Source organism: Halomonas sp. NO4, from assembly GCF_010994375.1.
Taxonomy (GTDB): domain Bacteria; phylum Pseudomonadota; class Gammaproteobacteria; order Pseudomonadales; family Halomonadaceae; genus Halomonas.
Genome location: NZ_WHMA01000003.1, coordinates 27,476 through 49,878 on the forward strand (window position 1 = coordinate 27,476; position 22,403 = coordinate 49,878).

Annotated in this window: 18 protein-coding genes; 2 read left to right on the forward strand and 16 right to left on the reverse strand. The window is 68.1% G+C overall.

Translation table 11 applies throughout. The annotated features are described in order from the left end of the window. Nucleotides 1-25: 25 nt before the first annotated feature. The 6 genes from FEF15_RS03235 to FEF15_RS03260 all read right to left on the reverse strand — a co-directional run bounded on the left by FEF15_RS03235 (nt 26) and on the right by FEF15_RS03260 (nt 6,465). On the reverse strand, nt 26-796 hold the full coding sequence (locus tag FEF15_RS03235) for a sulfite exporter TauE/SafE family protein (RefSeq protein ID WP_240454056.1): 771 nt from the start codon (nt 794-796) through the stop codon (nt 26-28). Then, nucleotides 793-1,842: an oligopeptide/dipeptide ABC transporter ATP-binding protein gene (locus FEF15_RS03240; protein ID WP_276208186.1), complete on the reverse strand. Its 1,050-nt coding sequence runs from the start codon at nt 1,840-1,842 to the stop codon at nt 793-795. Before FEF15_RS03240 ends, FEF15_RS03235 begins: the two co-directional genes overlap by 4 nt. After that, on the reverse strand, nt 1,832-2,908 hold the full coding sequence (locus FEF15_RS03245) for an ABC transporter ATP-binding protein (RefSeq protein WP_163557717.1): 1,077 nt from the start codon (nt 2,906-2,908) through the stop codon (nt 1,832-1,834). Before FEF15_RS03245 ends, FEF15_RS03240 begins: the two co-directional genes overlap by 11 nt. After that, a complete protein-coding gene (locus FEF15_RS03250) occupies nt 2,883-3,848 on the reverse strand; it encodes an ABC transporter permease (protein ID WP_163557719.1) in 966 nt (321 codons plus the stop codon). The genes FEF15_RS03245 and FEF15_RS03250 overlap by 26 nt, the downstream gene beginning before the upstream one ends. Beyond that, on the reverse strand, nt 3,845-4,822 hold the full coding sequence (locus FEF15_RS03255) for an ABC transporter permease (protein WP_163557721.1): 978 nt from the start codon (nt 4,820-4,822) through the stop codon (nt 3,845-3,847). Before FEF15_RS03255 ends, FEF15_RS03250 begins: the two co-directional genes overlap by 4 nt. A gap of 62 nt (nt 4,823-4,884) precedes the next feature. Further along, nucleotides 4,885-6,465: an ABC transporter substrate-binding protein gene (locus FEF15_RS03260; RefSeq protein WP_163557722.1), complete on the reverse strand. Its 1,581-nt coding sequence runs from the start codon at nt 6,463-6,465 to the stop codon at nt 4,885-4,887. 411 nt (nt 6,466-6,876) lie between these two features. On the opposite strand from FEF15_RS03260, the gene FEF15_RS19590 reads away from it, so the two are divergent. Then, nucleotides 6,877-9,705: an EAL domain-containing protein gene (locus FEF15_RS19590; RefSeq protein WP_163557723.1), complete on the forward strand. Its 2,829-nt coding sequence runs from the start codon at nt 6,877-6,879 to the stop codon at nt 9,703-9,705. A 47-nt stretch (nt 9,706-9,752) separates the two neighbouring features. Then, complete coding sequence (locus FEF15_RS03270) at nt 9,753-10,208, forward strand: thioesterase family protein (RefSeq protein ID WP_163557724.1); 456 nt, start codon at nt 9,753-9,755, stop codon at nt 10,206-10,208. A gap of 9 nt (nt 10,209-10,217) precedes the next feature. Here FEF15_RS03270 and FEF15_RS03275 read toward each other — a convergent pair whose 3' ends face one another. The 10 genes from FEF15_RS03275 to FEF15_RS03320 all read right to left on the reverse strand — a co-directional run bounded on the left by FEF15_RS03275 (nt 10,218) and on the right by FEF15_RS03320 (nt 22,401). Further along, nucleotides 10,218-10,985: a M15 family metallopeptidase gene (locus tag FEF15_RS03275; RefSeq protein WP_205598465.1), complete on the reverse strand. Its 768-nt coding sequence runs from the start codon at nt 10,983-10,985 to the stop codon at nt 10,218-10,220. Between the two features lie 47 nt (nt 10,986-11,032). Next, nucleotides 11,033-12,040: a GTP 3',8-cyclase MoaA gene (gene moaA, locus FEF15_RS03280; RefSeq protein ID WP_163557725.1), complete on the reverse strand. Its 1,008-nt coding sequence runs from the start codon at nt 12,038-12,040 to the stop codon at nt 11,033-11,035. Nucleotides 12,041-12,076: 36 nt separating this feature from the next. Then, on the reverse strand, nt 12,077-12,820 hold the full coding sequence (locus FEF15_RS03285; protein ID WP_163557726.1) for a Crp/Fnr family transcriptional regulator: 744 nt from the start codon (nt 12,818-12,820) through the stop codon (nt 12,077-12,079). Next, a complete protein-coding gene (glp, locus tag FEF15_RS03290; protein ID WP_163557727.1) occupies nt 12,780-14,030 on the reverse strand; it encodes a gephyrin-like molybdotransferase Glp in 1,251 nt (416 codons plus the stop codon). Before glp ends, FEF15_RS03285 begins: the two co-directional genes overlap by 41 nt. Further along, nucleotides 14,027-14,611 (reverse strand): molybdenum cofactor biosynthesis protein B, encoded by a 585-nt coding sequence (moaB, locus tag FEF15_RS03295; RefSeq protein WP_163557728.1) that lies wholly within the window; start codon nt 14,609-14,611, stop codon nt 14,027-14,029. The genes glp and moaB overlap by 4 nt, the downstream gene beginning before the upstream one ends. Nucleotides 14,612-14,621: 10 nt before the next feature. Then, complete coding sequence (locus FEF15_RS03300; RefSeq protein ID WP_163557729.1) at nt 14,622-15,443, reverse strand: peptidylprolyl isomerase; 822 nt, start codon at nt 15,441-15,443, stop codon at nt 14,622-14,624. A gap of 165 nt (nt 15,444-15,608) precedes the next feature. Continuing rightward, a complete protein-coding gene (narI, locus tag FEF15_RS03305) occupies nt 15,609-16,292 on the reverse strand; it encodes a respiratory nitrate reductase subunit gamma (RefSeq protein WP_163557730.1) in 684 nt (227 codons plus the stop codon). A 13-nt stretch (nt 16,293-16,305) separates the two neighbouring features. Beyond that, entirely contained in the window at nt 16,306-17,085 is a 780-nt protein-coding gene (gene narJ, locus FEF15_RS03310; protein ID WP_163557731.1) for a nitrate reductase molybdenum cofactor assembly chaperone, read from the reverse strand. After that, nucleotides 17,078-18,634: a nitrate reductase subunit beta gene (narH, locus tag FEF15_RS03315; protein WP_163557732.1), complete on the reverse strand. Its 1,557-nt coding sequence runs from the start codon at nt 18,632-18,634 to the stop codon at nt 17,078-17,080. The genes narJ and narH overlap by 8 nt, the downstream gene beginning before the upstream one ends. Then, entirely contained in the window at nt 18,631-22,401 is a 3,771-nt protein-coding gene (locus tag FEF15_RS03320; protein ID WP_163557733.1) for a nitrate reductase subunit alpha, read from the reverse strand. Before FEF15_RS03320 ends, narH begins: the two co-directional genes overlap by 4 nt. Nucleotides 22,402-22,403: the final 2 nt, after the last annotated feature.

A 22,403-nucleotide genomic window follows, 5' to 3' on the forward strand; every position in this document is an offset into this window, starting at 1 on the left:
GATCACTTGGAGGCGCCCAGCGCGCTCAGCCACCCCACAGGCGCTGGCCCCCCAGCCAGATCAGGCGCAGGGCGAGCAGCGTCAGCGCCCACTTGAACAGCGCATCGAAGCGCTGGTCGCTCACCCGGTGCAGCAACCTCAGGCCCAGCCAGGTCCCCACGAAGCCCGCCGCCACCATCACCAGGATGAAGGCCAGCCAGTCGCGAAACACGAAGCCCGCCGCGCCGAAGATCACCGCCTTGGGCAGGTGCTGCACGGTCATGCAGGCCGAGAAGGTGGCCACCCGCGGCAGCCGCTCGCTGCGCCCCTCCTTGATGAAGGCTGCCACCATGGGGCCGCTGGCGCCCACCAGGTTGGAGAGCACGGTGGTGACCAGGCCGGCCACGAAGGTGCCAAGCCCGCCCAGGGCGCGCTTGGGCAGCCCCCAGCCCCAGCAGGAGTAGAGCACGAAGGCGGCGATGCACAGCTCCAGCACCCCCGGCGGCAGTTGCACCAGCAGCCAGGCGGCAAGCAGCGCACCGAGCACCACGCCGGGCACGAAGGCGGCCATCACGGCGCGGTCGATGTGGCGCCAGGTGAGCGCCACCCGCCCCACATTGGAACCCAGCTGCACCATGCCGTGCACCGGGATCACCGCTGCCGCCGGCATCACCTGGGCCAGCGCCATGATCATCAGCACCCCGCCGCCCACGCCCAGCGCCGCGGTGATCGCCGAGGTGAGGGTGGAGAGCGCCAGCAGCACCAGAGTGGCGCTGACGGAGAGGGGCGACAGGGCCTCCAGGGCGGCCAGGATCACTCGATGCGCCCCTCTTCCACCCCGTGACAGGCCACCTCGCTGCCGTCGCTGTGGGCGATCAGCAGCGGCACCTCGCGGCGACAGCGCTCGTTGGCGTGGGGGCAGCGCGGATGGAAGGCGCAGCCCGACGGCGGATGCACGGGATTGGGCACTTCGCCCTTGATGGTGGTGCGCTCCTTGCCCGCCCCCTCGAGCGAGGGCACGGCCTCCAGCAGCATCGTCGAATAGGGGTGGTGCGGCGAGGCGAACAGCTGCCTGGCCGGGGCGATCTCGGCGATGCGCCCCAGGTACATCACCGCGATGCGGTCGGCCATGTGCTTGACCACCGCCATGTCGTGGCTGATGAAGAGATACGTCAGCCCGTACTCGTCCTGGAGGTCGCGCATCAGGTTGAGGATCTGCGCCTGCACCGAGACGTCCAGCGCCGAGGTGGGCTCGTCGCAGATCATGAACTCCGGCTCGTTAGCCAGCGCCCGGGCGATGGAGATGCGCTGGCGCTGGCCGCCGGAGAACTCGTGAGGGTAGCGGTCGGCGTCGGGGGCCGACATGCCCACCTGCTCGAGCAGTTCGCCGACCCGCCGGCGACGGTCGGTCGCACTCATCTCGGGACGGAAGACGCGCAGCGGCTCGCCGATGATGGTACCCACCCGCCACAGCGGATTGAGGCTGGCGTAGGGGTCCTGGAAGATCATCTGGAAGCGCCGGCGCACCGCCGCGGCCTGCTTGCCGCTGCGACCGGCGAGATCGCTGATCTCCTCGCCGTCGAAGACGAGCCGGCCGCCGGTCAGGCCGTAGAGCCCCACCACCAGGCGCGCCACGGTGGACTTGCCGCACCCCGATTCGCCGACCAGCGCCAGCGTCTCGCCGCGGCGGATGGTGAAGCTCACGCCGTCCACCGCCTTGAGCGTCAGCCGCTCGCCGCGCTCCAGCACGCGCTGCAGCCACGGCTTGGAGACGTCGAAGTGGCGCGCCAGGTCGCGGGCTTCCAGCAACACCTCGCCCCGTGCCGCGGGCACCGTGGCGTGCAGACTCGGCTCAGCGCTCATGGGCATTCTCCCGGCGGGGTCGCGCCTTTTCCGACCCGGCCCGCCGCGGTAGCGGATCATCCGGGTCGTGTAGCCAGCACGCCGCCTGACCCTGCCCTGCCGGCATCAGATCGGGGCGCTCACGCTCGCAGCGCGCCTGGGCGTGCGGACAGCGCGGATGGAAGGGACAGCCCGGCGGGATCGCCGCCAGACGCGGCATGGCGCCCTCGATCTGGTAGAGCCGCTCGAGGTCGTGCTCGACGGCGGGGATCGAGGCCATCAGGCCCTCGGTGTAGGGATGCTGGGGGGCGCGAATCACGGCGTTCACCGGGCCGATCTCGATCAGCCGCCCGGCGTACATCACCGCGACGCGGTCGGCGGTCTCGGCGATCACTCCCATGTCGTGGGTGACCAGCATCACCGCCGTGCCACGTTCGGCGCACAGCCGCTTGAGCAGGGCGAGAATCTGCGCCTGCACCGAGACGTCCAGCGCGGTGGTGGGCTCGTCGGCGATGATCAGTTCCGGCTCGGCAGCCAGGGCGAGCGCGATCACCACGCGCTGGCGCATGCCGCCGGAGAACTGGTGCGGGTAGCTGTCCAGCCGGGTTTCCGGCGCCGGGATCCCCACCTCGCTCAGCAGCGCCAGCGCCCGCTCGCGAGCTTGCTTCTCGGAGAGCGGCAGGTGGGTGCGCAGCGTCTCGATCAGTTGGTCGCCGATGGAGAAGAGCGGGTTGAGGCTGGTGAGCGGGTCCTGGAAGATCATGCCGATATGGCGGCCGCGCAGTGGCACGAAGTCGTCCTCGGCCAGGTTGTCGATGCGTCGCCCCTGAAGATGGATCTCGCCGTCGGCGATGCGCCCGGGCGGCTCGAGCAGCTGGATCACGGCGTTTCCGGTCATCGACTTGCCCGCACCGGACTCGCCCACCACCCCCAGCACCTCGCCGGGGGCGATGGCGAAGGAGACGTCGTCCAGCGCCACCAGGGTGCCGTGGCGGGTGGGAAATTCCACCCGCAGATGGCGCACGCTGAGCACCGGCTCCGGCGCCGCGGCGGGCGAGCGCTCAGCGGAGCTTGGGATTGAGGACATCACGCAGCCAGTCTCCCAGCAGGTTGACGGAGAGCGCCAGCATCAGCAGCGCCACCCCGGGGAAGAGCAGGATCCACCATTCGCCCGAGAACATGTAGTCCTGGCCGACCCGGATCAGGGTGCCCAGGCTCGGCTGGGTGGGCGGCATGCCGACTCCCAGGAAGGAGAGCGTGGCCTCGGCGATGATCGCCAGCGCCAGGCCGATGGTGCCGATCACCAGCACCGGGCGCAGCACGTTGGGCAGGATGTGCTGGAAGAGGATCTTGCCCGCCGGCAGGCCGATCACGCGAGCCGCCTGCACGTACTCCTTGTTCTTCTCCACCATGGTGGCGCCGCGCACCGCCCGGGCGTACTGCACCCAGTCGGAGAGCCCGATGGCCACGATCAGCACGATGATCGCCACCTCGGCGTGCATCGAGCGCGGCAGGAAGCCGCGGATCACCCCGAAGATCAGCAGCGCCATGAGGATCGACGGAAAGGTCAGCTGAACGTCGGCGATGCGCATGATCAGGGCGTCGCGCCAGCCGCCGCGAAAGCCCGCCGAGAGACCCAGGGCAGTGCCCAGCACCAGAGCGAAGAGCACCGCGGCGAAGCCCACCAGCAGCGAGATGCGCGAGCCGTAGAGGATCGCCGAGAAGACGTCGCGCCCCTGGCTGTCGCTGCCCAGCAGGTAGAAGCGGCCACTGAACTCGGAGGTCGTGAGCGGCGGCGTGAAGGCGTCGATCAGCTGCAGCTGGCCAGGATCGAAGGGGTTCTGCGGGGCGATCCAGGGGGCGAAGAGCGCTCCGGCGAACAGGGTCAGCGTCACCAGGGTGGCGACGATCACCACCGGCTGCTGCTTCCAGGAGTGGACGATGTCGCTGGCCAGGAAGGTGCGCAGCCGCCCCGGCGGACGCGTTGCCACCCCGCCCGCTTCGCGGGCTTGGACATCGCGGCTCATTTGCCCCCTCCCTGCACCCGCAGGCGCGGATCGACGGCGTAGTAGAGTAGATCCACCACCAGATTGATGACCACGAACACCAGCGCGATCATCATCAGGTAGGCGGCCATCACCGGGATGTCGACGAAGCGCACCGCGGTGATGAACAGCGCCCCGACGCCCGGCCACTGGAACACCGTCTCGGTGATGATGGCGAAGGCGATGATGGTGCCGAGCTGCAGGCCGATGATGGTGATCACCGGAATCAGGGTGTTCTTCAGCGCATGGCGCAGGTGCACGGCCCGCCGGGGCAGTCCGCGGGCGCGGGCGAACTTGATGTAGTCGGTGCTAAGCACCTCGAGCATCTCGGCGCGCACCAGGCGCATGATCAGGGTGAGCTGGAAGAGCCCCAGGGTGATCGCCGGCAGGATCAGCGAGGCGAGGCCACTGCGGGTGAGCAACCCGGTGTTCCACCAGCCGAGATCGACCACCTCGCCGCGCCCGAAGGCGGGCAGCCAGCCGAGCTCCACGGCGAACAGATAGATCAGCAGCACCCCGATCAGGAAGGTGGGCAGCGACACCCCGATCAGCGAGGCGGTCATGATGAAGCGCGACAGCCAGCTGTCGCGGTGCAGCGCCGTGTAGATGCCCAGCACGATCCCCATGATCACGGCGAACAGCGCCGAGATGGTGGCAAGCTCCAGGGTCGCCGGCAGCCGCTCGGAGATCAGGTCGGTGACCGGGCGTGCCGAGCGGTAGGAGATGCCGAACTCGAACTGGGCGGCATTGACGATGAAGTTGTAGAACTGCACCACCACCGGCTGGTCGAGCCCGAGGCGAGCGCGCAGCTCGGCGCGGTCGGCCTCCGTGGCCTCCTGACCGAGCATGTTGAGTACCGGGTCGCCGACGTAGTGGAACAGGGAAAACGCAATGAGCGCGACCACGAACATCACGAAGATGGCCTGCAGGACGCGCTGGATCAGAAAAGCCAGCATGGGGTCTCCACCTCAACAAGCTCCCGCCCGCGAGGGGCGGAAGCCTGCAAGGACGCCGTCGCTTAGTCCATGAATTCCAGGTACTTGAAGTGCGGTGTGTTTTCGCTCTGCACCTGGAAGTCGATATCGTCACGCATCGACCAGGTCAGCATCTGGTGGTGGATGGGGATGTAGACGATCTCGTCGTGCACGATCTCCCAGGCCTCGGCGATCATGGCGTTGCGGGCCTCCTCGTTGGTCTCGCTGCCCATGGCCACGGTCAGCTCGTCCACCCGCTCGTTGGAGAAGCCGGTGAAGTTCCAGGTGCCGCGATCCTCCGCCTTGGTGTGGTAGAGGTAGTTGAAGATGTACTCGGAGTCCATGGTCGGCACGCCCCAGCCGAGCATGTAGAAGTCGTACTCGCCGCGCGCCAGTTCGGCGAAGTGCACCGAGCGGGTCTGCGCGACCAGGTCCACGGTGATGCCGATACGCGCCAGCATGCTCACCACCGCCTGGCAGATCTGCTCGTCGTTGACGTAGCGGTCGTTGGGGCACTGCAGGGTGACGCGGAAACCGTCGCCGTAGCCGGCCTCGGCCATCAACTCGTTGGCGCGGTCGAGATCGGGCGGGGTGACCTCGTCCATGGCCTCCGAATAGCCGTTGACGAAGGGCGGCGCGATCATCCCGGCGGGCTGGGAGTTGCCGCGCATCACCGCGCGCTGGATGGTGGACTGATCGATGGCGAGATTGATCGCTTCGCGCACTCGGCGGTCGGCGAAGGGGTTGTCGTCGGTGTCGGCGGTGCGCAGCTCGGCGGAGCCCAGGTCCACCCCGAGGAAAATGGTGCGGTTCTCGGCGCCCTGCTCGTTTTTGATGCCCGGCGCATTGCCCAGCCGCTCGATGTCCTGCACCGGGGTCTCCTGGAGCAGGTCGACCTCACCGGAGAGCAGCGCCGCCACGCGGGTGGCCGCCGACTCGATGGGGGTGAAGACGAGCTCGGAGATCTCCATGGGGTAGCGGTCGATGCCCCAGTAGTCGTCGTTGCGCAGGAAGACGGTGCGAACGTCGGGTTCGCGGCTCTGCACGCGGAAGGGGCCGGTGCCGTTGGCGTTGCGCACCGCGTAGGTTTCCTCGCCGGCCGCGTAGTTCTGCGGCGTCTCCACGTCGTGCTCCTCGGCCCACTCGCGGCTCATGATGAAGAGATTGGTGAGGTTGTTGGGCAGCAGTGGATTGGGGCCGTCGGTCACCACCTCCACGGTGTATTCGTCCACCGCGCGCACCTCGGCGATGGAGGTCAGCAGGCCGCGCATGTCGGAGTGCTCGTGGCGCGCCCGGTCGAGCGAGAAGACCACGTCGTCGGCGGTCAGCGCCTGGCCCTCGTGGAAGGTGACTCCCTCGCGGATCTCGAATACCCAGATGCTGGGGTCGTCGTCGCGCACGTACCAGTCGGTGGCCAGTCCCGGCTGATACTGGACGTCCATGTCCTGGTAGATGAGCGTATCGAAGATCTGATGGTTGACGGAGTGGGTCGGGCCCTCGTTCTGGGCATGGGGATCGAGCGTCAGGCTGTCGGCGGAGCGCGTCCAGCGCAGGGTCTCGGCATGAGCGGCGCTTGCCAGCATGGCGCCCAGGACGGCAGTGACCAGCAGAGTCTTCTTGTACATCGTTGTTGTCCTCGCTTCGTTGCAGCGTTCGATGGGCGCTCGGCCCCCGGATCGTTTTTCCCATACCTTAGTTGAGAACGCCAGCTTTCCCCCTGGGGCGTGTTTCAGCGCTGTTTTGACTGTCCCACGCCGGTGAGGGATCAACGCTTGGCCTTGCTAGCATCCAGGGCGCTGCTCGACGTTGGAGACCCTCGATTGGTCTCCCCATCCCCGGATACCCGGATAGGGAGTAGCAGCACGCCGCCCGAGAATCGGTTACGCTAGGCGCGTCGTCACACAGCCGGCCACGCGGCCTTGCCCCGCACCCGCGCAGCCCAACCACAATACGACCGGCGCCCCTCCCCTGACAGCCCGACAACACCTTACGCCCACGCCCCGCCGAGCAGCGGCCGGCTCGGAGAGTCTTGTCCCATGCTGTCGTTCTTCAACCACCTGTCCCTGGAAGCCCGCTTCGTCATCGCCCTCGGCTTGCCGCTGGCAGCCCTGTTCTGGCTCGCCTTCTCGGGGGCCATCGAGCACCAGAAGCTGGCCGTGAACATGGCAGAGCTGGAGTCCCTCACCCGCCTGGCCGTCGAGGCCGGTGAACTGGTTCATGCCCTTCAAGTCGAGCGCGGCATGAGCGCCGGGCTGCTCGGCAGCGCCGGGCGCCATTTCAGCGAACGGATCGTCGTCGCGCGAGACGGGGTCGACCACCGGGTCACAGGGTTCATCGCGCATCTGGAAGCGGTCGACATCGACGCCCTCAGCACCCAGTCACAGCTGACGGAACAGGTGAACCACTATGCGCTGCCCCAGGAGAGGCTCCAGGTCGACAACCGCTACCTGAGCTTCCTGCGCGACTTCGAGTCCATCACCACGCTGTTCCAGGGTCTCGGTGCGCTGCGCCAGCGCACCGATGAGCTGGCCATCTCCAGCCAGGAGGCGGTGAGCCAATACACGCAGATCACCCGGCAGCTCAATGCCCTGGTCGGTCGGCTCACGCACCTCACCGATGAGGGCCCCATCAACCGGCGCCTGGGCGCCTACCACGCCCTGCTGATGGCCAAGGAGCTGGCCGGTCTCGAGCGCGCGACGCTCTCCGACGCCCTGGCCGACTGGATGCTCTCGTCGAGTCAATATCGCCGGATGGTGCAGCTGAGCGGCGAGCAGACCGCCCACCTGGCGACCTTTCACAGCCTGGCCGCTGCCGACACCCGCGAGGACCTCCGGGCGGCGCTCGACCATCCCGAACGGCAGCCGCTGGAGGCCTTTCGCGAGCGCGTGCTCGACCGGCCGGCCATTGCCGCGCTGGGGGTCAGCCCCGAGCAGTGGTTCACCTGGCAGACCGCCAGGATCGAGGGCATCAAAGCGGTAGAGGATGGGCTGGCCAGCGATATCCTGGCCACGGCCCAGCGTCTGCAGGACGCGGCGCGCATCGACCTGGCCAAGTACCTGGCCGTGACGCTGCTGGTGGCGCTGGCCACGGTGGGGCTGTCGTTTCTGATCCTGCGCCACATCCAGGCGCGGCTGACGCTGGCTGCCAACGTCTTCCAGCACACCCAGGACGGCATCACGGTCACCGACCCCAGCGCCACGATCCTCGACCTCAACGACGCCTTCACCCGCATCACCGGCTATTCCCGCGACGAGGCCATCGGCCAGAACCCGCGCATCCTGCAGTCGGGCCGCCAGGACACTGCCTTCTACCAGGCGCTGTGGCGACAGCTGACCACCACCGGCTCCTGGCAGGGTGAGATCTGGAATCGCCGCAAGAACGGCGAAGTCTACGCGGAGCTCTTGACCATCAACGCCGTGCACGACGAGCGGGGCAAGCTGCAGAACTACGTGGCGGTCTTTTCCGACATCACCGATCGCGCCAGCGAGCACCAGCGCCAGCTGGAGCACAGCGCCTACCACGACCCGCTCACCGGGCTGCCCAACCGTATGCTGCTCAGCGACCGTCTCACCCAAGCCCTCGGCACGAGTCGGCGCAGCGACAAGGCGCTGGTCGTGGTGGCCATCGACCTGGACGACTTCAAGGCGCTGAACGAGCGCTACGGGCACGCGCTGGGAGACCGCGCGTTGGAGCTGCTGGCCCAGCGTCTCAGGGCCACGCTGCGCGAGGGCGATACCCTGGCACGCCTGGGCGGCGACGAGTTCGTCGCCGTCATCGAGGAGCTGGCCACGGTCGCCGATGCCGAGCCCATTCTGCAGCGCCTGCGTCACGAGACGACGACCCCGCTGCAGATCGGCGATCTCCGGGTCAGCTGCTCGGCCAGCCTCGGCGCCACCGCCTTCCCCGAGGACAGCGGCGACGCCGATACCCTGTTGCGCCATGCCCACCAGGCACTGCACCAGGCCAAGCTCAACGGGCGTCAGCGCCTGCAGTGGTTCGATCCCCAGCAGGACCGCCAGCAGTCGGCCCAGTCACGGCTGGTGCAGCGGCTGGAAGCCGCCATGGCCAACCACGAGTTGACGCTGCATTACCAACCCAAGGTCGACCTGGGCACGGGACGGCTGATCGGGGTCGAGGCGCTGCTGCGCTGGCAGGACCCGCTGCGCGGGCTGGTGCCCCCCGGCGAGTTCCTGCCCACCATCGAGCAGCACCCCCTGTCGATCACCATCGGTCACTGGGTCATCGAGACGGCCCTGCGGCAAGTCGCGACCTGGCAGGACCAGGGGCTCCGGCTGACCGTCAGCGTCAACATCAACGCCCTGCAGCTTCAGCAGCCCGACTTCGTCGCCTCACTGCGCCGCCACCTGGCGTGCCACCCCGGGCTCGCCGCCAACTGCCTGGAGCTGGAGATCCTGGAGAGTGCCGCCATCGGCGACATCCAGCGCGCCGGCGAGGTGATCCGCGAGTGCCGAGCCCTCGGCGTCGGGGTGTCGCTCGACGATTTCGGCACCGGCTACGCGGCCCTCGAGTACCTCAAGTACCTGCCCGCCGAGCGCCTCAAGATCGACCGCACCTTCATCCACAACATGCTCGACGACAGTGGCGACGAGGCCATCGTCAAGGGGATCATCGGGCTGGCCCGGGCCTTCGACTTCCAGGTAATCGCCGAAGGCGTGGAGACCCAGGCCCAGGGCTGCCGCCTCATCGAGCTGGGCTGCCGTGAGGCGCAGGGCTTCGGCATCGCCCGCCCCATGCCGGCCGAGGCACTGCTCGACTGGCATCGCCGGTGGGAGCCCCCGTCCCGCTGGCTTCAGGCCGGCTGTGACACGCCTCGGGAGGACCCCAGCCCGGTTGATCACGCCTGACGGTGCCGAAATACTGGCCGGCAGGCCACCGTCTGGAGGAAGCGCCGATGATGCTGCTGGAAACCCGTGTCGCCCGGGAGTGGGTCGACTACAACGGCCACATGAACGACGCCGAATATGCCCGGGTCTTCTCCCTGGCGGTGGAGGCGCTCATGGACCGAATCGGCCTGGATACCGCCGGGCGCGAGCACCACGGCTACACCCTCTACACCCTGGAGACCCACCTCTGCTATCGCCGCGAGGCCCACGAGGGCCAGACGCTCAGGGTGGACGTCACCCTGCTCGACCGCGACGCCAAGCGCCTGCATGTCTTCTTCGCCCTGCGCGACGACACGGACCGACTGCTGGCCACCAGCGAGCAGATGCTGATGGGCATCGACAGCGAAGCCGTGCGCCCGGCCCCCTTCCCGGCGCCGGTGGCCGAGGCGGTTGCGGCGCTGCCCCGGGCCGCGGCCGACGCCTGGCCGGAGTTGGCCGGGCGCACCATCGGCATCCGGCGCTGAACGGCGCCGCTACAGCTGGCGTCGCCAGCGGCTCTCCAGGGTCTCGGGCTCGGTGGGCCCGTAGTGGGCACGGGCGTGACCGCCGTAGTGGGCCCACAGCTGGTCGCCGAAGTCGTAGTGCCACCATTCGCTGGGCAGGTTGGTGAAGCCCTGCTCGGCCATGGCATGGTAGAGCAGCCGGCGCCCGTCGCGGGCTCGGCGCTGCGCCTCGCTGGGGGCGTCGAGGCGCTCCAGGTGCGCGCTGTGGGAGGCCGCCGTGGCCTCGTCGAACAGCGAGCCCATGTCGAGCATCAGGCCGTCGGCGTCGTATAGGGTCACGTCCACCGCGCCGCCGGTGAGGTGCGGGCTCGGCGCGGCCGGGTCGCGGCTGGGCAGGGCGACGAACTCGCGGGTGCGCGCCAGCAGGGCCGCCTCGTCGAGGTCCGGGTGCTTGTCGTGCAGCGTCTCGTGAAGGGTGTCGAAGAGGTACTGCTGCACCCGCCAGGGGCGCCAGCCATCCAGTACCACCAGGCCGAGCCCGGCCGGCAGCGAGCGGGCGGCGGCCAGCAGGCGGCGGTAGACGCCCTCGCGCACGTAGCACTCCGCCACCGCGCCGGGAACGCCCAGGCGGGCGTAGGCGGGAAACGCCCGGAGCGGCTCGGGCGCCAGGCTCAGCGGCACCAGCGGCTCGTCGCGGGCATCGATGGGCAGGCGGGAGAGCGCCTCCCAGCGCGGCTCCGCCAGGGCGGGAATCGGAGTGCGGCAGCGGGGGTCTGGCGGGAGATCGAACGGGGTCATGAGGCTTCCTTCACTGGCAACGCCATCCCCTCACGTTACCCCAGTGTTCAGCCCCCGGTCATGTTCATGAAGCGCACCACCTGCACCTCGCCATCGGTGGTGAAGTGGTGGCGCTCGGGCTTCTTCGCCATGGCGGCGACGATGGCCGCCTTGAGGCGCGCGGTGTCGCCGGGATGGCGACGCAGCACCGCGCGCAGGTCGACGGAGTGCTCGTTGCCCAGGCACAGCAGCAATCGCCCCTCGGCGGTGACTCGCACGCGGTTGCAGGCGCCGCAGAAGTCATGGCTGTGCGGCGAGATGAAGCCGACCCGCGAATCGCTGTCGGCCATGCGGTAGTAGCGCGAGGGCCCCAGGGTGCTCTCGGTGGTGGGTACCAGCGGGTAGCGGGATTCAATACGCTCGCGCACCTCGTCGCTGGAACAGAAGGTCTCGGCGCGGTCGTGGCCGATCGCCTGGCCCAGCGGCATCTCCTCGATAAAGCTGATGTCGACGTTCTCCGCCCGGGCAAAATCCACCAGGTCGAGAATCTCGTCGTCGTTGCGACCCTTGAGGATCACCGCGTTGAGCTTCAGGCGCGCGAAGCCGGCGTCGCGCGCCGCGCGGATGCCGTCGATCACCCGGGGGAGCTCGCCGGTGCGGGTCAGCGCCCGGAAGCGCACGGGATCGAGGGTGTCGAGGCTGATGTTGAGGCGTTCAAGGCCACCCTCACGCAGGGCCCGGGCGTGTTTTACCAGGCCGGCGCCGTTGGTGGTCATGGCGAAGTCGGCAAGTCCCGGCAGGGCGCCGACCTTTTCCACCAGGGTCTCGATGCCGCGGCGCACCAGCGGCTCGCCGCCGGTCAGCCGGATCTTCTCCACGCCAAGCTCGACGAAGGCGGCGCACAGCGTGGCCATCTCCTCCAGGGTGAGCACCTGGGCGCGCGGCAGGAAGGTCATCTCCTCGGCCATGCAATAGACGCAGCGGAAGTCGCAGCGGTCGGTGACCGAGAGACGCAGGTAGCGCACGGTGCGGCCGAAGCCGTCGACCAGGGCGGGCTCGCGAGAATTCGAGGGCATGCGCCTTCCTTACTGGGCGGGCGACGACAGCAGCCGTCAGTCGTCGGTGAGCATGATGTCGCGCAGCTTCTGCTCGTCGAGCACCGTGAGCCGCTGGCGGTCGATGTTGATGGCGCCGCTGTCGCGCAGCTTGGCGAGCAGCCGCGACAGGGTCTCCGGCGTCATGGCGAGCTGGGCGGCGAGCCAGCGCTTGGGGATCGACAGGCGCACCACCCGCGGGCTCTTGCTGCGCCCGGCCGGCAGCTGACGCAGGATGTAGCTGACCAGCCGCGACATGGCATCGGCCTGGGTGAGCAGCGCCAGATCCTCCAGGCGCTCGGTGAGCTCCAGCGCCAGGCGGCTCATGAACTCGGCGCGGCACTCCGGCTGGCGGTCCATGATCTCGCGGCAGCGCAACGCGGGGATGGCCAGCACATGGGTGCGCCGCAGCGCCTCGGCCGAATAGAGATAGATACCGCCGCGCGACACCATGCTCAGCTCGCCGAGGGTGCCGCCGCGCTCCACGCAGCGGATGGTGGCCAGGCGCCCGTCGCCGGCGCTGCGCGCCAGGCGCACGGCGCCGTTGATCACGATGTAGAGCCAGTGCGCCGGCGCATCCTGGCGAAACAGCCACTCGCGGTTCTTCAGCGTCTTGAGTTCGGAATCCTCGAGCAGCGCGGTCACCTCGTCCTCGTCGAGCGCACCGAGCCAGGGCACACCCTGCACCAGCTCGCGCAGCTGCTTGGGCTTGAACAGCAGCTCAGACGAGGAACTGTCCGCCGGGCAGATAGGGGTAGTCATGTCCTTCCTCCACATCGTTATCGGCAGCCATCAATAGATAGCCATGGGCCTGGCTGGCTGCCCGCAACATGTGGGACCCCTGCCCGCCAGCCAGATGCGCGACCGGATGGCCGCCCTGCCAGTCGAGTACCACGCGCAGGAGCTCGGTGCGGCCCGGCGCACCACGCCGCGCGAACCCGGCGCGCACGGGGAAGCGTTCGAGCGGCCCCACCGTGCGCCCCTGGCAACCGTGGACGAAGGGCAGCGCCAGCAGCTGCCAGCTCACCAGCGAGGCCACCGGGTTGCCCGGCAGACCGATCAGCGGCACGCCCTCCGGGGTGCCGTCGTCCAGGTAGCCGAAGGCGAACGGCTTGCCCGGCTTGATCGCCACGCCGTGGAAGACCAGCCCGCCCAGCTGCTCGAGCACCGGGCGTACGTGATCTTCCTCGCCCACCGAGACGCCGCCGGTGCACAGCACCAGGTCGGCGCCGTCACGGGCGCAGACCAGGGCGTCGTGCAGCGCCGCCGGGGTGTCGGCGACGATGCCCAGATCGATCACCTCGCAGTGCGCCTGGGCGAGCAGAGCCTGCAGCATCACCCGATTGCTGTTGTATACCCGACCGGATTCGTAGGGTATACCGGGTTCGATCAGTTCGTCACCCGTTGACAACAGCGCCACCCGCAAGCGCGGGCGCAGCGCCACCTCGGCGATGCCTTGACTCGCCAGCATGGCCAGTGCCGCAGCATCGAGGAGCGTGCCCGCCGGCAGCAAGCGCTCGCCGGCGCGATATTCCTCGCCGCGGCGTCGGACATTGGCCCCCGGCAGCGCCTCGCCAGCGACTCGGATCCGCTGCGCCGCGTCGCGCGTCACCCGCTCCTGGGGCACCACGCAGTCGGCCCCCTCGGGCACCGGCGCGCCGGTGAAGATGCGCGCGCAGCCGCCCTCGGGCAGCGTCGTCACGCCCGCCCCCGCTGGCACCCGCAGCGCCACCGGCAGCCCCGTCTCGCCGGCCGCAACCAGCTCGGCAAGCCGCAGGGCATAGCCGTCCATGGCGCTGTTGTCGATGCCGGGCATGTCGAGCTGGGCGACCACGTCGCGGGCCAGCACCCGCCCCGCCGCTTGCGCCAGCGGGACGTGTTCCTCGCCGGTGAGCGGCTCGGCGGCGGCGATCAGGCGAGCGCGGGCGACGTCGAGATCGAGCAGGCCAGTGGCGAGCGTGGCACAGCTCATGCGCGCACTCCTTGACCATGGTCAGGCGCCGCTTTCCCCTCGCGCGGGGCACAGGCGGGCTGTTCGGGCAACACCATGGCCACGAAGTTGCAGGGCCCGGTGCGCGCATCCAGCTGCTCGGCGAGGATGCCATCCCAGGCGGTGGAGCAGGCCTTGGGGGAGCCCGGCATGGCGAAGATCAGGGTACGGTTGGCCACCCCGCCCACGGCGCGGGACTGGATGGTGGAGGTGCCGATGCTGGCGAGCGACAGGTGGCGGAACAATTCGCCGTAACCCTCCACGGCCTTGTCGAACAGCGGCAAGAGCGCCTCGGGCGTGGTGTCGCGAGGCGTGAAGCCGGTTCCGCCGTTGACCAGGATCACCTGAATGTCGTCGCGCACCACCCATTGGGAAACCGCTGCACGGATGCGATAGACGTCGTCGGGCACGATACGCCGCTCGACCAGGGCATGGCCGGCCTCGGTCAGTCGTTCGCTGAGCAGGTCGCCGCTGCCGTCGCGGTCATAGCCACGGGTATCGGATACGGTTAGCACGGCAATGCCGAGCGGTACGAAAGACGCATCGGCGTGGACATGGGCCATGGAATCTCTCCTATTGCATCAATGAACCGGCGGCATCGTCGTCGAGTTCGATCCCCTCGACACCGATCTCCGCTTCCAGCGCCAGCAGGTAGTGGCGCAGCGCCCGCCGCGTGGCCTGCTCGCGCAGGGTGTGGCGTACCCTTTCGACGACCGCTTCGAAGGGTAGCTGACGCCCTTCGGCGCGGGCGTCGATGCTGACCAGGTGCCAGCCATAGCGCGAGGCGAGCGGGCGCTCGTGCAGCCCCTCCGGCAGGTGTTGCAGGGCGCGGTCGAGCTCGGCCACGGTCTGCCCCGACGCCAGCCAGCCCAGCTCGCCGCCCTCGTCCTTCGAAGGGCAGGCCGAATAGCGCTGGGCGAACTCGGTGAGGCGCTCCGGCACCGTCTGAAGCGTTTCGAGCAGGCTCACGCCCTGGCGGTACTGAGCGTCGCGAGCCTCGGCGTCGTCCGGTGCCGCAGGCAGCAGAATATGCCGCACCGCCAGCCGGGTGGGTTCGCTGAAGCGTGCCGGATCGGCGTCATAGAAGCGTCGGCAATCCGCCTCCGCGGGTTCCGGCACGTCCAGCTCCTGCTCCAGCAGGACCGCAATGGCCGCCTCGTTGTCGCCCTCGTCCGCGGCGACGTCGGCCACCAGCCCCCGCTCCACCGCGCGCCGCCGCAGCAGCTCGCGCACCACCAGGGCACGCGCGGCCTGCAACTGCGCCTCGCCGGCGCTGGACGCCGGGTGGTACTGCATTTCGTGGGCGATGTCTGCCTCGCCGATGGCGGTCTCGCCGACCCGGATGGGCGGTGGCGTGGCCCCTCCGGGAATCTGTTCGATCTCGATCATTTGCATGATGATGGCTCCTTGGAGCGCATGAGCTGTCCCCTCGAGGGCGCCGGGGACAGGTCGTAGAGGGGGTCCTATGCCAGGGATGGCATCGGTAGCGCCCAGGGATGGGTTTACAGCGCCCCCTCGTAGACCTGCCGCCGGGAAAGCCCGACCCAGTACGGCTTCGACTCAACCCCGCTTGCGCACCAGCTGGTAGCGCCGGGTGATGTAGCCCAGCGGCACGCTCCACACGTGCACCAGCCGCGTGAACGGGAAGAGCAGGATGATGGTCAGGCCGAGGAAGATATGCAGCTTGTAGATCCACGACACCTCGGTCATGTACTCGGCCGCCCCGCCGCCGAAAAAGACGATGGCCTGCGCCCAGGCGGCCAGGGTGATCATCATCTCGCCATCCAGATGGCCCAGCGAGAAGAACACGCTGATCACGCCCAGCGCCGCCTGGAAGACGATCAGCCCGAGGATCAGGGTATCCATGGTGCTGGACGACGCCCGCACGCGCGGGTTGGTGATACGGCGATGCAGCAGCATGGCGCCGCCCGCCAGGCACAGCACCCCGGCAATGCCGCCGACCACAATGGCCACCACCTGCTTGGCCCCGGCGCTCAGGAAGGGCGCATAGACCCAGTGCGGCGTCAGCATGCCGAACAGGTGGCCGAAGAAGATCACGATGATGCCGATATGGAAGAGGTTGCTGGCCAGACGCATGTTCTTCGACGAGAGCATCTGGCTGGAGCCGGTCTTCCAGGTGAACTGACCGTGGTCATAGCGCATCAGACTGCCGACCAGAAACACCGTACCGGCCAGATACGGGTAGTAGCCGTAGAGCAGGTGCGTGAGGTATTCGGAAAACATGGCGATTCTCCTGTTAGCGATCGGACGGGCCGCGGCCGACAGCCGGTGACATGATGCGTACGGCCTCGCTGTGCGTGACGCTCTTGCGCTCGGCGAGTCGCCGCCCCTCGGCGGACTGCAGCGCGCAGTCCTGATCGGATTCGGCGGAGAAACGCACGGCCTCCTCTTCCCACACCGCATCCAGTGCCTCGGGGGTGTCGTCCGGGGCTTCGTCGCGCACCTGGGGCCGGTGCGGCTCGACGTCGGCCTCGGCACCGATCAGCGCCAGCAGCGCCCGCGGCACCAGCGCCTGGTCGGCCTCGCGCTCCTCGAGGCGCGCGGTGAGCAGCGCCAGGATATGGCGGATCTCGCCCAGCCAGCGGCCGATCTCCGCCTCGCTGCAGGTGGAGAGGTACTCCAGGAACAGCGGCAGGTAGTCCGGCAGTTCGCGGGCATCGAGCTCGAAGCCGGCAGCCTGATATTCGTTCATCAGGTCGACCATGGCCTGGCCGCGGTCGCGGGACTCGCCGTGGACGTGCTCGAAGAGCAGCAGCGAGGTGCTGCGCCCCTTGTCGAACAGCGCCACGTACTCGGCCTGCAGTTCCAGGAGATCGCCATCGGCCATCTCCTGGCACCAGGCCATCAGGCGCCGCTTGAGTTCGCCGCCCAGGCGTGGCTCGGCGCCGATGACCTCGATCATCTCGCCGGCCACGGCCTGGTGCTCGGGGGTGGGGTAGTCCAGCAGGCGGGCCAGCACGCGCAGGCTGCGCATGCCGGGCTCCGGCTGGGCCATCTGCAGGGCGGCTTCAGCCATGACGGGCCTCCTCGGCTTCGGGTTCGTAGACTTCCACCGGCTTGACCAGGGTGGTGGTCTGGGAGCGGCCGTTGAACAAGCTCGGCTTGCTCTCGCCGTGGCAGCCGTCGCCGAAGCTGAAGCCGCAGCCGCCGCGCTCGGGGAAGGCCTCGGTGGCCATCTCGCGGTGGCTGGTCGGGATCACGAAGCGATCCTCGTAGTTGGCGATGGCCAGGTAGCGATACATCTCCTCCACCTGGGCCTCGGAGAGCTCGACCTCCTCCAGCACCCCGGCGTCGGCCTGGCCTTCCACGTGCTTGCCGCGCATGTAGAGACGCATGGCCATCAGGCGCTTGAGCGCCAGCACCACGGGCGCCTCCTCGCCGGCAGTGAGCAGGTTGGCCAGATACTTCACCGGGATGCGCAGCGACTCGATCTTGGGCAGCACGCCGTCGTACTCGATCTTGCCCGCCTCGGCGGCGGACTGAATCGGCGACAGCGGTGGCACGTACCACACCATCGGCAGGGTGCGGTATTCCGGGTGCAGCGGCAGCGCCAGGCCCCACTCCATGGCCAGCTTGTAGACCGGCGATTCCTGGGCAGCCTTGATCACGTTGTCGGTGATGCCATCCTTCTTGGCCTGGGCGATCACCTCCGGATCGTGCGGGTCGAGGAAGATCTCGCGCTGGCGATGGTAGAGGTCGCGCTCGTCCGGCGAGCTCGCCACTTCCTCGATGCGGTCGGCGTCGTAGAGCAGCACGCCGAGATAGCGAATGCGCCCCACGCAGGTCTCGGAGCATACGGTGGGCATGCCCGCCTCGATGCGCGGGTAGCAGAAGATGCACTTCTCCGACTTGCCGGTCTTCCAGTTGTAGTAGATCTTCTTGTACGGACAGCCGGAGATGCACATCCGCCAGCCGCGGCACTTGTCCTGGTCGATCAGGACGATGCCATCTTCCTCACGCTTGTAGATGGCACCGGAGGGGCAGCTCGCCACGCAGGTGGGATTCAGGCAGTGCTCGCACAGGCGCGGCAGGTACATCATGAAGGTGTTCTCGAACTGGCCGTAGATGTCGGCCTGCACCTTCTCGAAGTTGGCGTCCTTGCGGCGCTTGGCGAACTCGGTGCCGAGGATCTCCTCCCAGTTCGGGCCCCACTCGATCTTCTGCATGCGCTCGCCGGAGATCAGCGAACGCGGGCGAGCCACCGGCTGGTGCTTGCCCAGCTTGGCGGTGTGCAGGTGCTGGTAGTCGAAGTCGAACGGCTCGTAGTAGTCGTCGATCTCGGGCAGATCGGGGTTGGCGAAGATGTTCGCCAGCACCCGCCACTTGCCGCCGATGCGCGGCTCGATCTTGCCATCCTTGCGGCGCAGCCAGCCGCCTTTCCACTTCTTCTGGTTCTCCCACTCCTTGGGATAGCCGACGCCGGGCTTGGTCTCGACGTTGTTGAACCAGGCGTACTCCATGCCTTCACGGCTGGTCCAGACGTTCTTGCAGGTCACCGAACAGGTATGACAGCCGATGCACTTGTCGAGGTTGAGGACCATGCCTACCTGGGAACGAATCTTCATTTCACGGCCTCCTGAACGGTGTCGTTGCCCTCTTCATCGAGCCAGTCGACGCGCTTCATCTTGCGCACCAGGACGAACTCGTCGCGGTTGGAGCCGACGGTTCCGTAGTAGTTGAAGCTGTAGGCGAGCTGGGCGTAGCCGCCGATCATGTGGGTCGGCTTGGGACACACCCGGGTCACGGAGTTGTGGATGCCGCCGCGGGTGCCGGTGATCTCGGAGCCCGGCACGTTCACGTTGCGCTCCTGGGCGTGGTACATCATCACCATGCCGTTCTTGACCCGCTGACTGACCACCGCTCGGGCGGCGATGGCGCCGTTGGCGTTGTAGAGCTCGATCCAGTCGTTGTCCTCGACGCCGATGTCGGCCGCGTCGTCCTCGGAAAGCCACACCACCGGGCCGCCGCGGTTCAGCGTCAGCATCAGCAGGTTGTCCGAGTAGGTGGAGTGGATGCCCCACTTCTGGTGCGGGGTGATCCAGTTCAGCGCCTTGGACGGATTGCCGTTGTCGTTGACGAACACCACGTCCTTGTACGCCTTGGTGTCGATGGGCGGGCGATAGACCAGCAGGCTCTCGCCGAAGGCGCGCATCCAGGCGTGATCCTGGTAGAACTGCTGACGGCCGCTCACCGTGCGCCACGGAATCAGCTCATGGACGTTGGTGTAGCCGGCGTTGTAGGAGACGTGCTCGTCCTCGAGGCCGGACCAGGTGGGGCTGGAGATGATCTTGCGCGGCTGGGCGACGATGTCGCGGAAGCGGATCTTCTCCTCCTCCTTGTTCGATGCCAGGTGGGTGTGGTCGCGTCCGGTGATCTTGGACAGCGCACCCCACGCCTTCACCGCTACCTGGCCGTTGGTCTCCGGGGCCAGGGTCAGCACCGTCTCGGCGGCGTCGATGGCGCTCTCGATGCACGGGCGTCCCTTGGCCGGCCCCTCGGCCTTGCGGTAGTTGAGCTTGCCGAGCAGTTCGACTTCGCTGTCGGTGTTCCAGCTGATGCCCTTGCCGCCGTTGCCGAGCTTCTCCAGCGCCGGGCCGAGCGAGGTGAAGCGCTCATAGGTGGCCGGGTAGTCGCGCTCGATTTCGATCAGCGCCGGCATGGTCTTGCCGGGAATCGGTTCGCACTCGCCCTTCTTCCAGTCCTTGACCTCGGGCTGGGCCAGCTCGGCGGGGGAGTCGTGCTGGTGCGGCAGAGTGACGAGGTCCGTCTCCACGCCCAGGTGGCCTTCGCACGCCTTGGAGAAGGCCTTGGCGATGCCCTTGTAGATATCCCAGTCGCTGCGCGACTCCCAGGCCGGGTCGGTGGCCGCGGTCAGCGGGTGGATGAAGGGGTGCATGTCGGAGGTGTTGAGGTCGTCCTTCTCGTACCAGGTCGCCGTGGGCAACACGATGTCCGAGTAGAGGCAGGTGGTGGACATGCGGAAGTCGAGGGTGACCAGCAAGTCGAGCTTGCCTTCCGGCGCCGCGTCGTGCCACTTGACCTCCTGCGGCTTGCTGCCGCCCTCCTCGCCCAGGTCCTTGCCCTGGATGCCGTGGCGGGTCCCCAGCAGGTACTTGAGCATGTACTCGTGACCCTTGCCGGAGCTGCCCAGCAGGTTGGAGCGCCACACGAACAGATTGCGCGGGAAGTTCCGGGGGTCGTCCGGATCCTCGGCGGCGAAGGAGAGCTCGCCCTTCTTGAGCTGCTCGACGGCGTACTCCTTGGTGGACAGACCCGCCGCCTTGGCGGCGGTGGCGAGGCGCAGCGGGTTGGTGTCCAGCTGCGGTGCCGAGGGCAGCCAGCCCATGCGCTCGGAGCGCACGTTGAAATCGATGAGGCTACCCGGGTAGTCCTCGACCTTGGCCAGCGGCGAGAGGATCTCCTGGATCTCGAGCTTCTCGTAGCGCCACTGCGAGGAGTGGTTGTAGAAGAAGGAGGTGGAGTTCATGTGGCGCGGCGGACGGGTCCAGTCCAGCCCGAAGGCCAGCGGCAGCCAGCCGGTCTGCGGGCGCAGCTTCTCCTGGCCCACGTAGTGTGCCCAGCCGCCGCCGCTCTGACCGATGCAGCCGCACATCACCAGCATGTTGATCAGGCCACGATAGTTCATGTCCATGTGGTACCAGTGGTTCATGCCGGCACCGACGATGATCATGCTGCGACCCTGGGTCTTGTCGGCGTTGTCGGCGAACTCACGGGCGATGCGAGCGGCCTGCTCGGCGGGCACCCCGGTGATCTTCTCCTGCCAGGCCGGAGTGTAGGGCCGGATCTGGTCGTAGGACGTCGCGCCGTCGTCCTCGCCCTCCTTGCCGAAGCCACGATCGATGCCGTAGTTGGCGCACATCAGGTCGAAGACGGTGGCGGTCAGCACTTCGCTGCCATCGGCCTTCTTGAGACGCTTGACGGGCAGGCTGTGGAACAGCAGGCCCTCGGCCGCACCGGCTCCCTCGCCCTTGACGTGATCGAAGTGCTCGTGCTCGATGCCGCCGAAATAGGGAAAGGCGACCCGGGCCACCTCGTCATGCCTGTCGGCGAGTGTGAGCAGCGGCTGGATGTCGTTGCCATCGGCGTCACGCGGCTCGAGGTTCCACTTGCCCTCCTCGCCCCAGCGGAAACCGATGGAGCCGCGCGGCACCACCAGCTGGTCGCGGGTCTCGTCCCACGCCAGGGTCTTCCACTCGGGGTTGTTGTCCTGGCCCAGGTTGTCGGCGAAGTCGCTGGCGCGCAGCTGCTTGCCCGGCGCGTAGCTGCCGTCCTCGCGTTTCTCGAGCTCGACCAGGAACGGCATGTCGGTGTAGCGCCGCACGTAGTCGGTGAAGTAGGCGCTGGGGTTGTCGAGGTGGAACTCCTTGAGGATGACGTGGCCCATGGCCATGGCCAGGGCGGCATCGGTGCCCTGTTTGGCGGAGAGCCACTCGTCGGTGAGCTTGGAGACCTCGGCGTAGTCCGGGGTGATGGAGACCGTCTTGGTCCCCTTGTAGCGCACCTCCGTGAAGAAGTGGGCATCCGGCGTGCGGGTCTGGGGCACGTTGGAGCCCCAGGCGATGATGTAACCGGAGTTGTACCAGTCGGCGGACTCGGGCACGTCGGTCTGCTCGCCCCAGGTCATCGGCGAGGCCGGCGGCAGGTCGCAGTACCAGTCGTAGAAGCTCATGCACACACCGCCGATCAGCGACAGGTAGCGGCTGCCGGCCGCGTAGCTGACCATCGACATGGCGGGGATCGGCGAGAAGCCGATGATGCGGTCGGGGCCGTACTGCTTGGCGGTGTAGACGTTGGAGGCGGCAATCAGCTCGTTGAGCTCATCCCAGTCGGCGCGCACGAAGCCGCCCATGCCGCGGGCCCGCTTGTACTGCTTGGTCTTAACCGGGTCCTCGACGATGGAGGCCCAGGCGTCGACCGGATCCTGCTTGTCCTTGAGGACGTCGCGCCACAGCTTGAGCAATGGCTTTCTGATCAGCGGGTACTTGAGGCGGTTGGCGCTGTACATGTACCAGGAGTAGCTGGCCCCCCGGGGGCAGCCGCGCGGCTCGTGGTTGGGCAGGTCGGGGCGGGTGCGCGGGTAGTCGGTCTGCTGGGTCTCCCAGGTGACCAGGCCGTTCTTGACGTAGATCTTCCAGCTGCACGAGCCAGTGCAGTTCACGCCGTGGGTGCTGCGCACGACCTTGTCGTGCTGCCAGCGCTGCCGGTAACCGTCCTCCCAGCCGCGCGACTCCTCGCGCACCTCGCCATGGTCGTTGGCGAAGGGCTCGCGGGCCTTGCGGAAGAAGTTCAGCCGATCGATGAAGTGACTCATGG

What these genes read in the sequence shown, in the direction of transcription:
- FEF15_RS03240 (WP_276208186.1), bottom strand. Translation starts at nt 1,842, where the DNA reads ATGAGCGCTGAGCCGAGTCTGCACGCCACGGTGCCCGCGGCACGGGGC.
- FEF15_RS03245 (WP_163557717.1), bottom strand. Translation starts at nt 2,908, where the DNA reads ATGTCCTCAATCCCAAGCTCCGCTGAGCGCTCGCCCGCCGCGGCGCCG.
- FEF15_RS03250 (WP_163557719.1), bottom strand. Translation starts at nt 3,848, where the DNA reads ATGAGCCGCGATGTCCAAGCCCGCGAAGCGGGCGGGGTGGCAACGCGT.
- FEF15_RS03255 (WP_163557721.1), bottom strand. Translation starts at nt 4,822, where the DNA reads ATGCTGGCTTTTCTGATCCAGCGCGTCCTGCAGGCCATCTTCGTGATG.
- FEF15_RS03260 (WP_163557722.1), bottom strand. Translation starts at nt 6,465, where the DNA reads ATGTACAAGAAGACTCTGCTGGTCACTGCCGTCCTGGGCGCCATGCTG.
- FEF15_RS19590 (WP_163557723.1), top strand. Translation starts at nt 6,877, where the DNA reads ATGCTGTCGTTCTTCAACCACCTGTCCCTGGAAGCCCGCTTCGTCATC.
- FEF15_RS03270 (WP_163557724.1), top strand. Translation starts at nt 9,753, where the DNA reads ATGATGCTGCTGGAAACCCGTGTCGCCCGGGAGTGGGTCGACTACAAC.
- FEF15_RS03275 (WP_205598465.1), bottom strand. Translation starts at nt 10,985, where the DNA reads ATGACCCCGTTCGATCTCCCGCCAGACCCCCGCTGCCGCACTCCGATT.
- moaA (WP_163557725.1), bottom strand. Translation starts at nt 12,040, where the DNA reads ATGCCCTCGAATTCTCGCGAGCCCGCCCTGGTCGACGGCTTCGGCCGC.
- FEF15_RS03285 (WP_163557726.1), bottom strand. Translation starts at nt 12,820, where the DNA reads ATGACTACCCCTATCTGCCCGGCGGACAGTTCCTCGTCTGAGCTGCTG.
- glp (WP_163557727.1), bottom strand. Translation starts at nt 14,030, where the DNA reads ATGAGCTGTGCCACGCTCGCCACTGGCCTGCTCGATCTCGACGTCGCC.
- moaB (WP_163557728.1), bottom strand. Translation starts at nt 14,611, where the DNA reads ATGGCCCATGTCCACGCCGATGCGTCTTTCGTACCGCTCGGCATTGCC.
- FEF15_RS03300 (WP_163557729.1), bottom strand. Translation starts at nt 15,443, where the DNA reads ATGCAAATGATCGAGATCGAACAGATTCCCGGAGGGGCCACGCCACCG.
- narI (WP_163557730.1), bottom strand. Translation starts at nt 16,292, where the DNA reads ATGTTTTCCGAATACCTCACGCACCTGCTCTACGGCTACTACCCGTAT.
- narJ (WP_163557731.1), bottom strand. Translation starts at nt 17,085, where the DNA reads ATGGCTGAAGCCGCCCTGCAGATGGCCCAGCCGGAGCCCGGCATGCGC.
- narH (WP_163557732.1), bottom strand. Translation starts at nt 18,634, where the DNA reads ATGAAGATTCGTTCCCAGGTAGGCATGGTCCTCAACCTCGACAAGTGC.
- FEF15_RS03320 (WP_163557733.1), bottom strand. Translation starts at nt 22,401, where the DNA reads ATGAGTCACTTCATCGATCGGCTGAACTTCTTCCGCAAGGCCCGCGAG.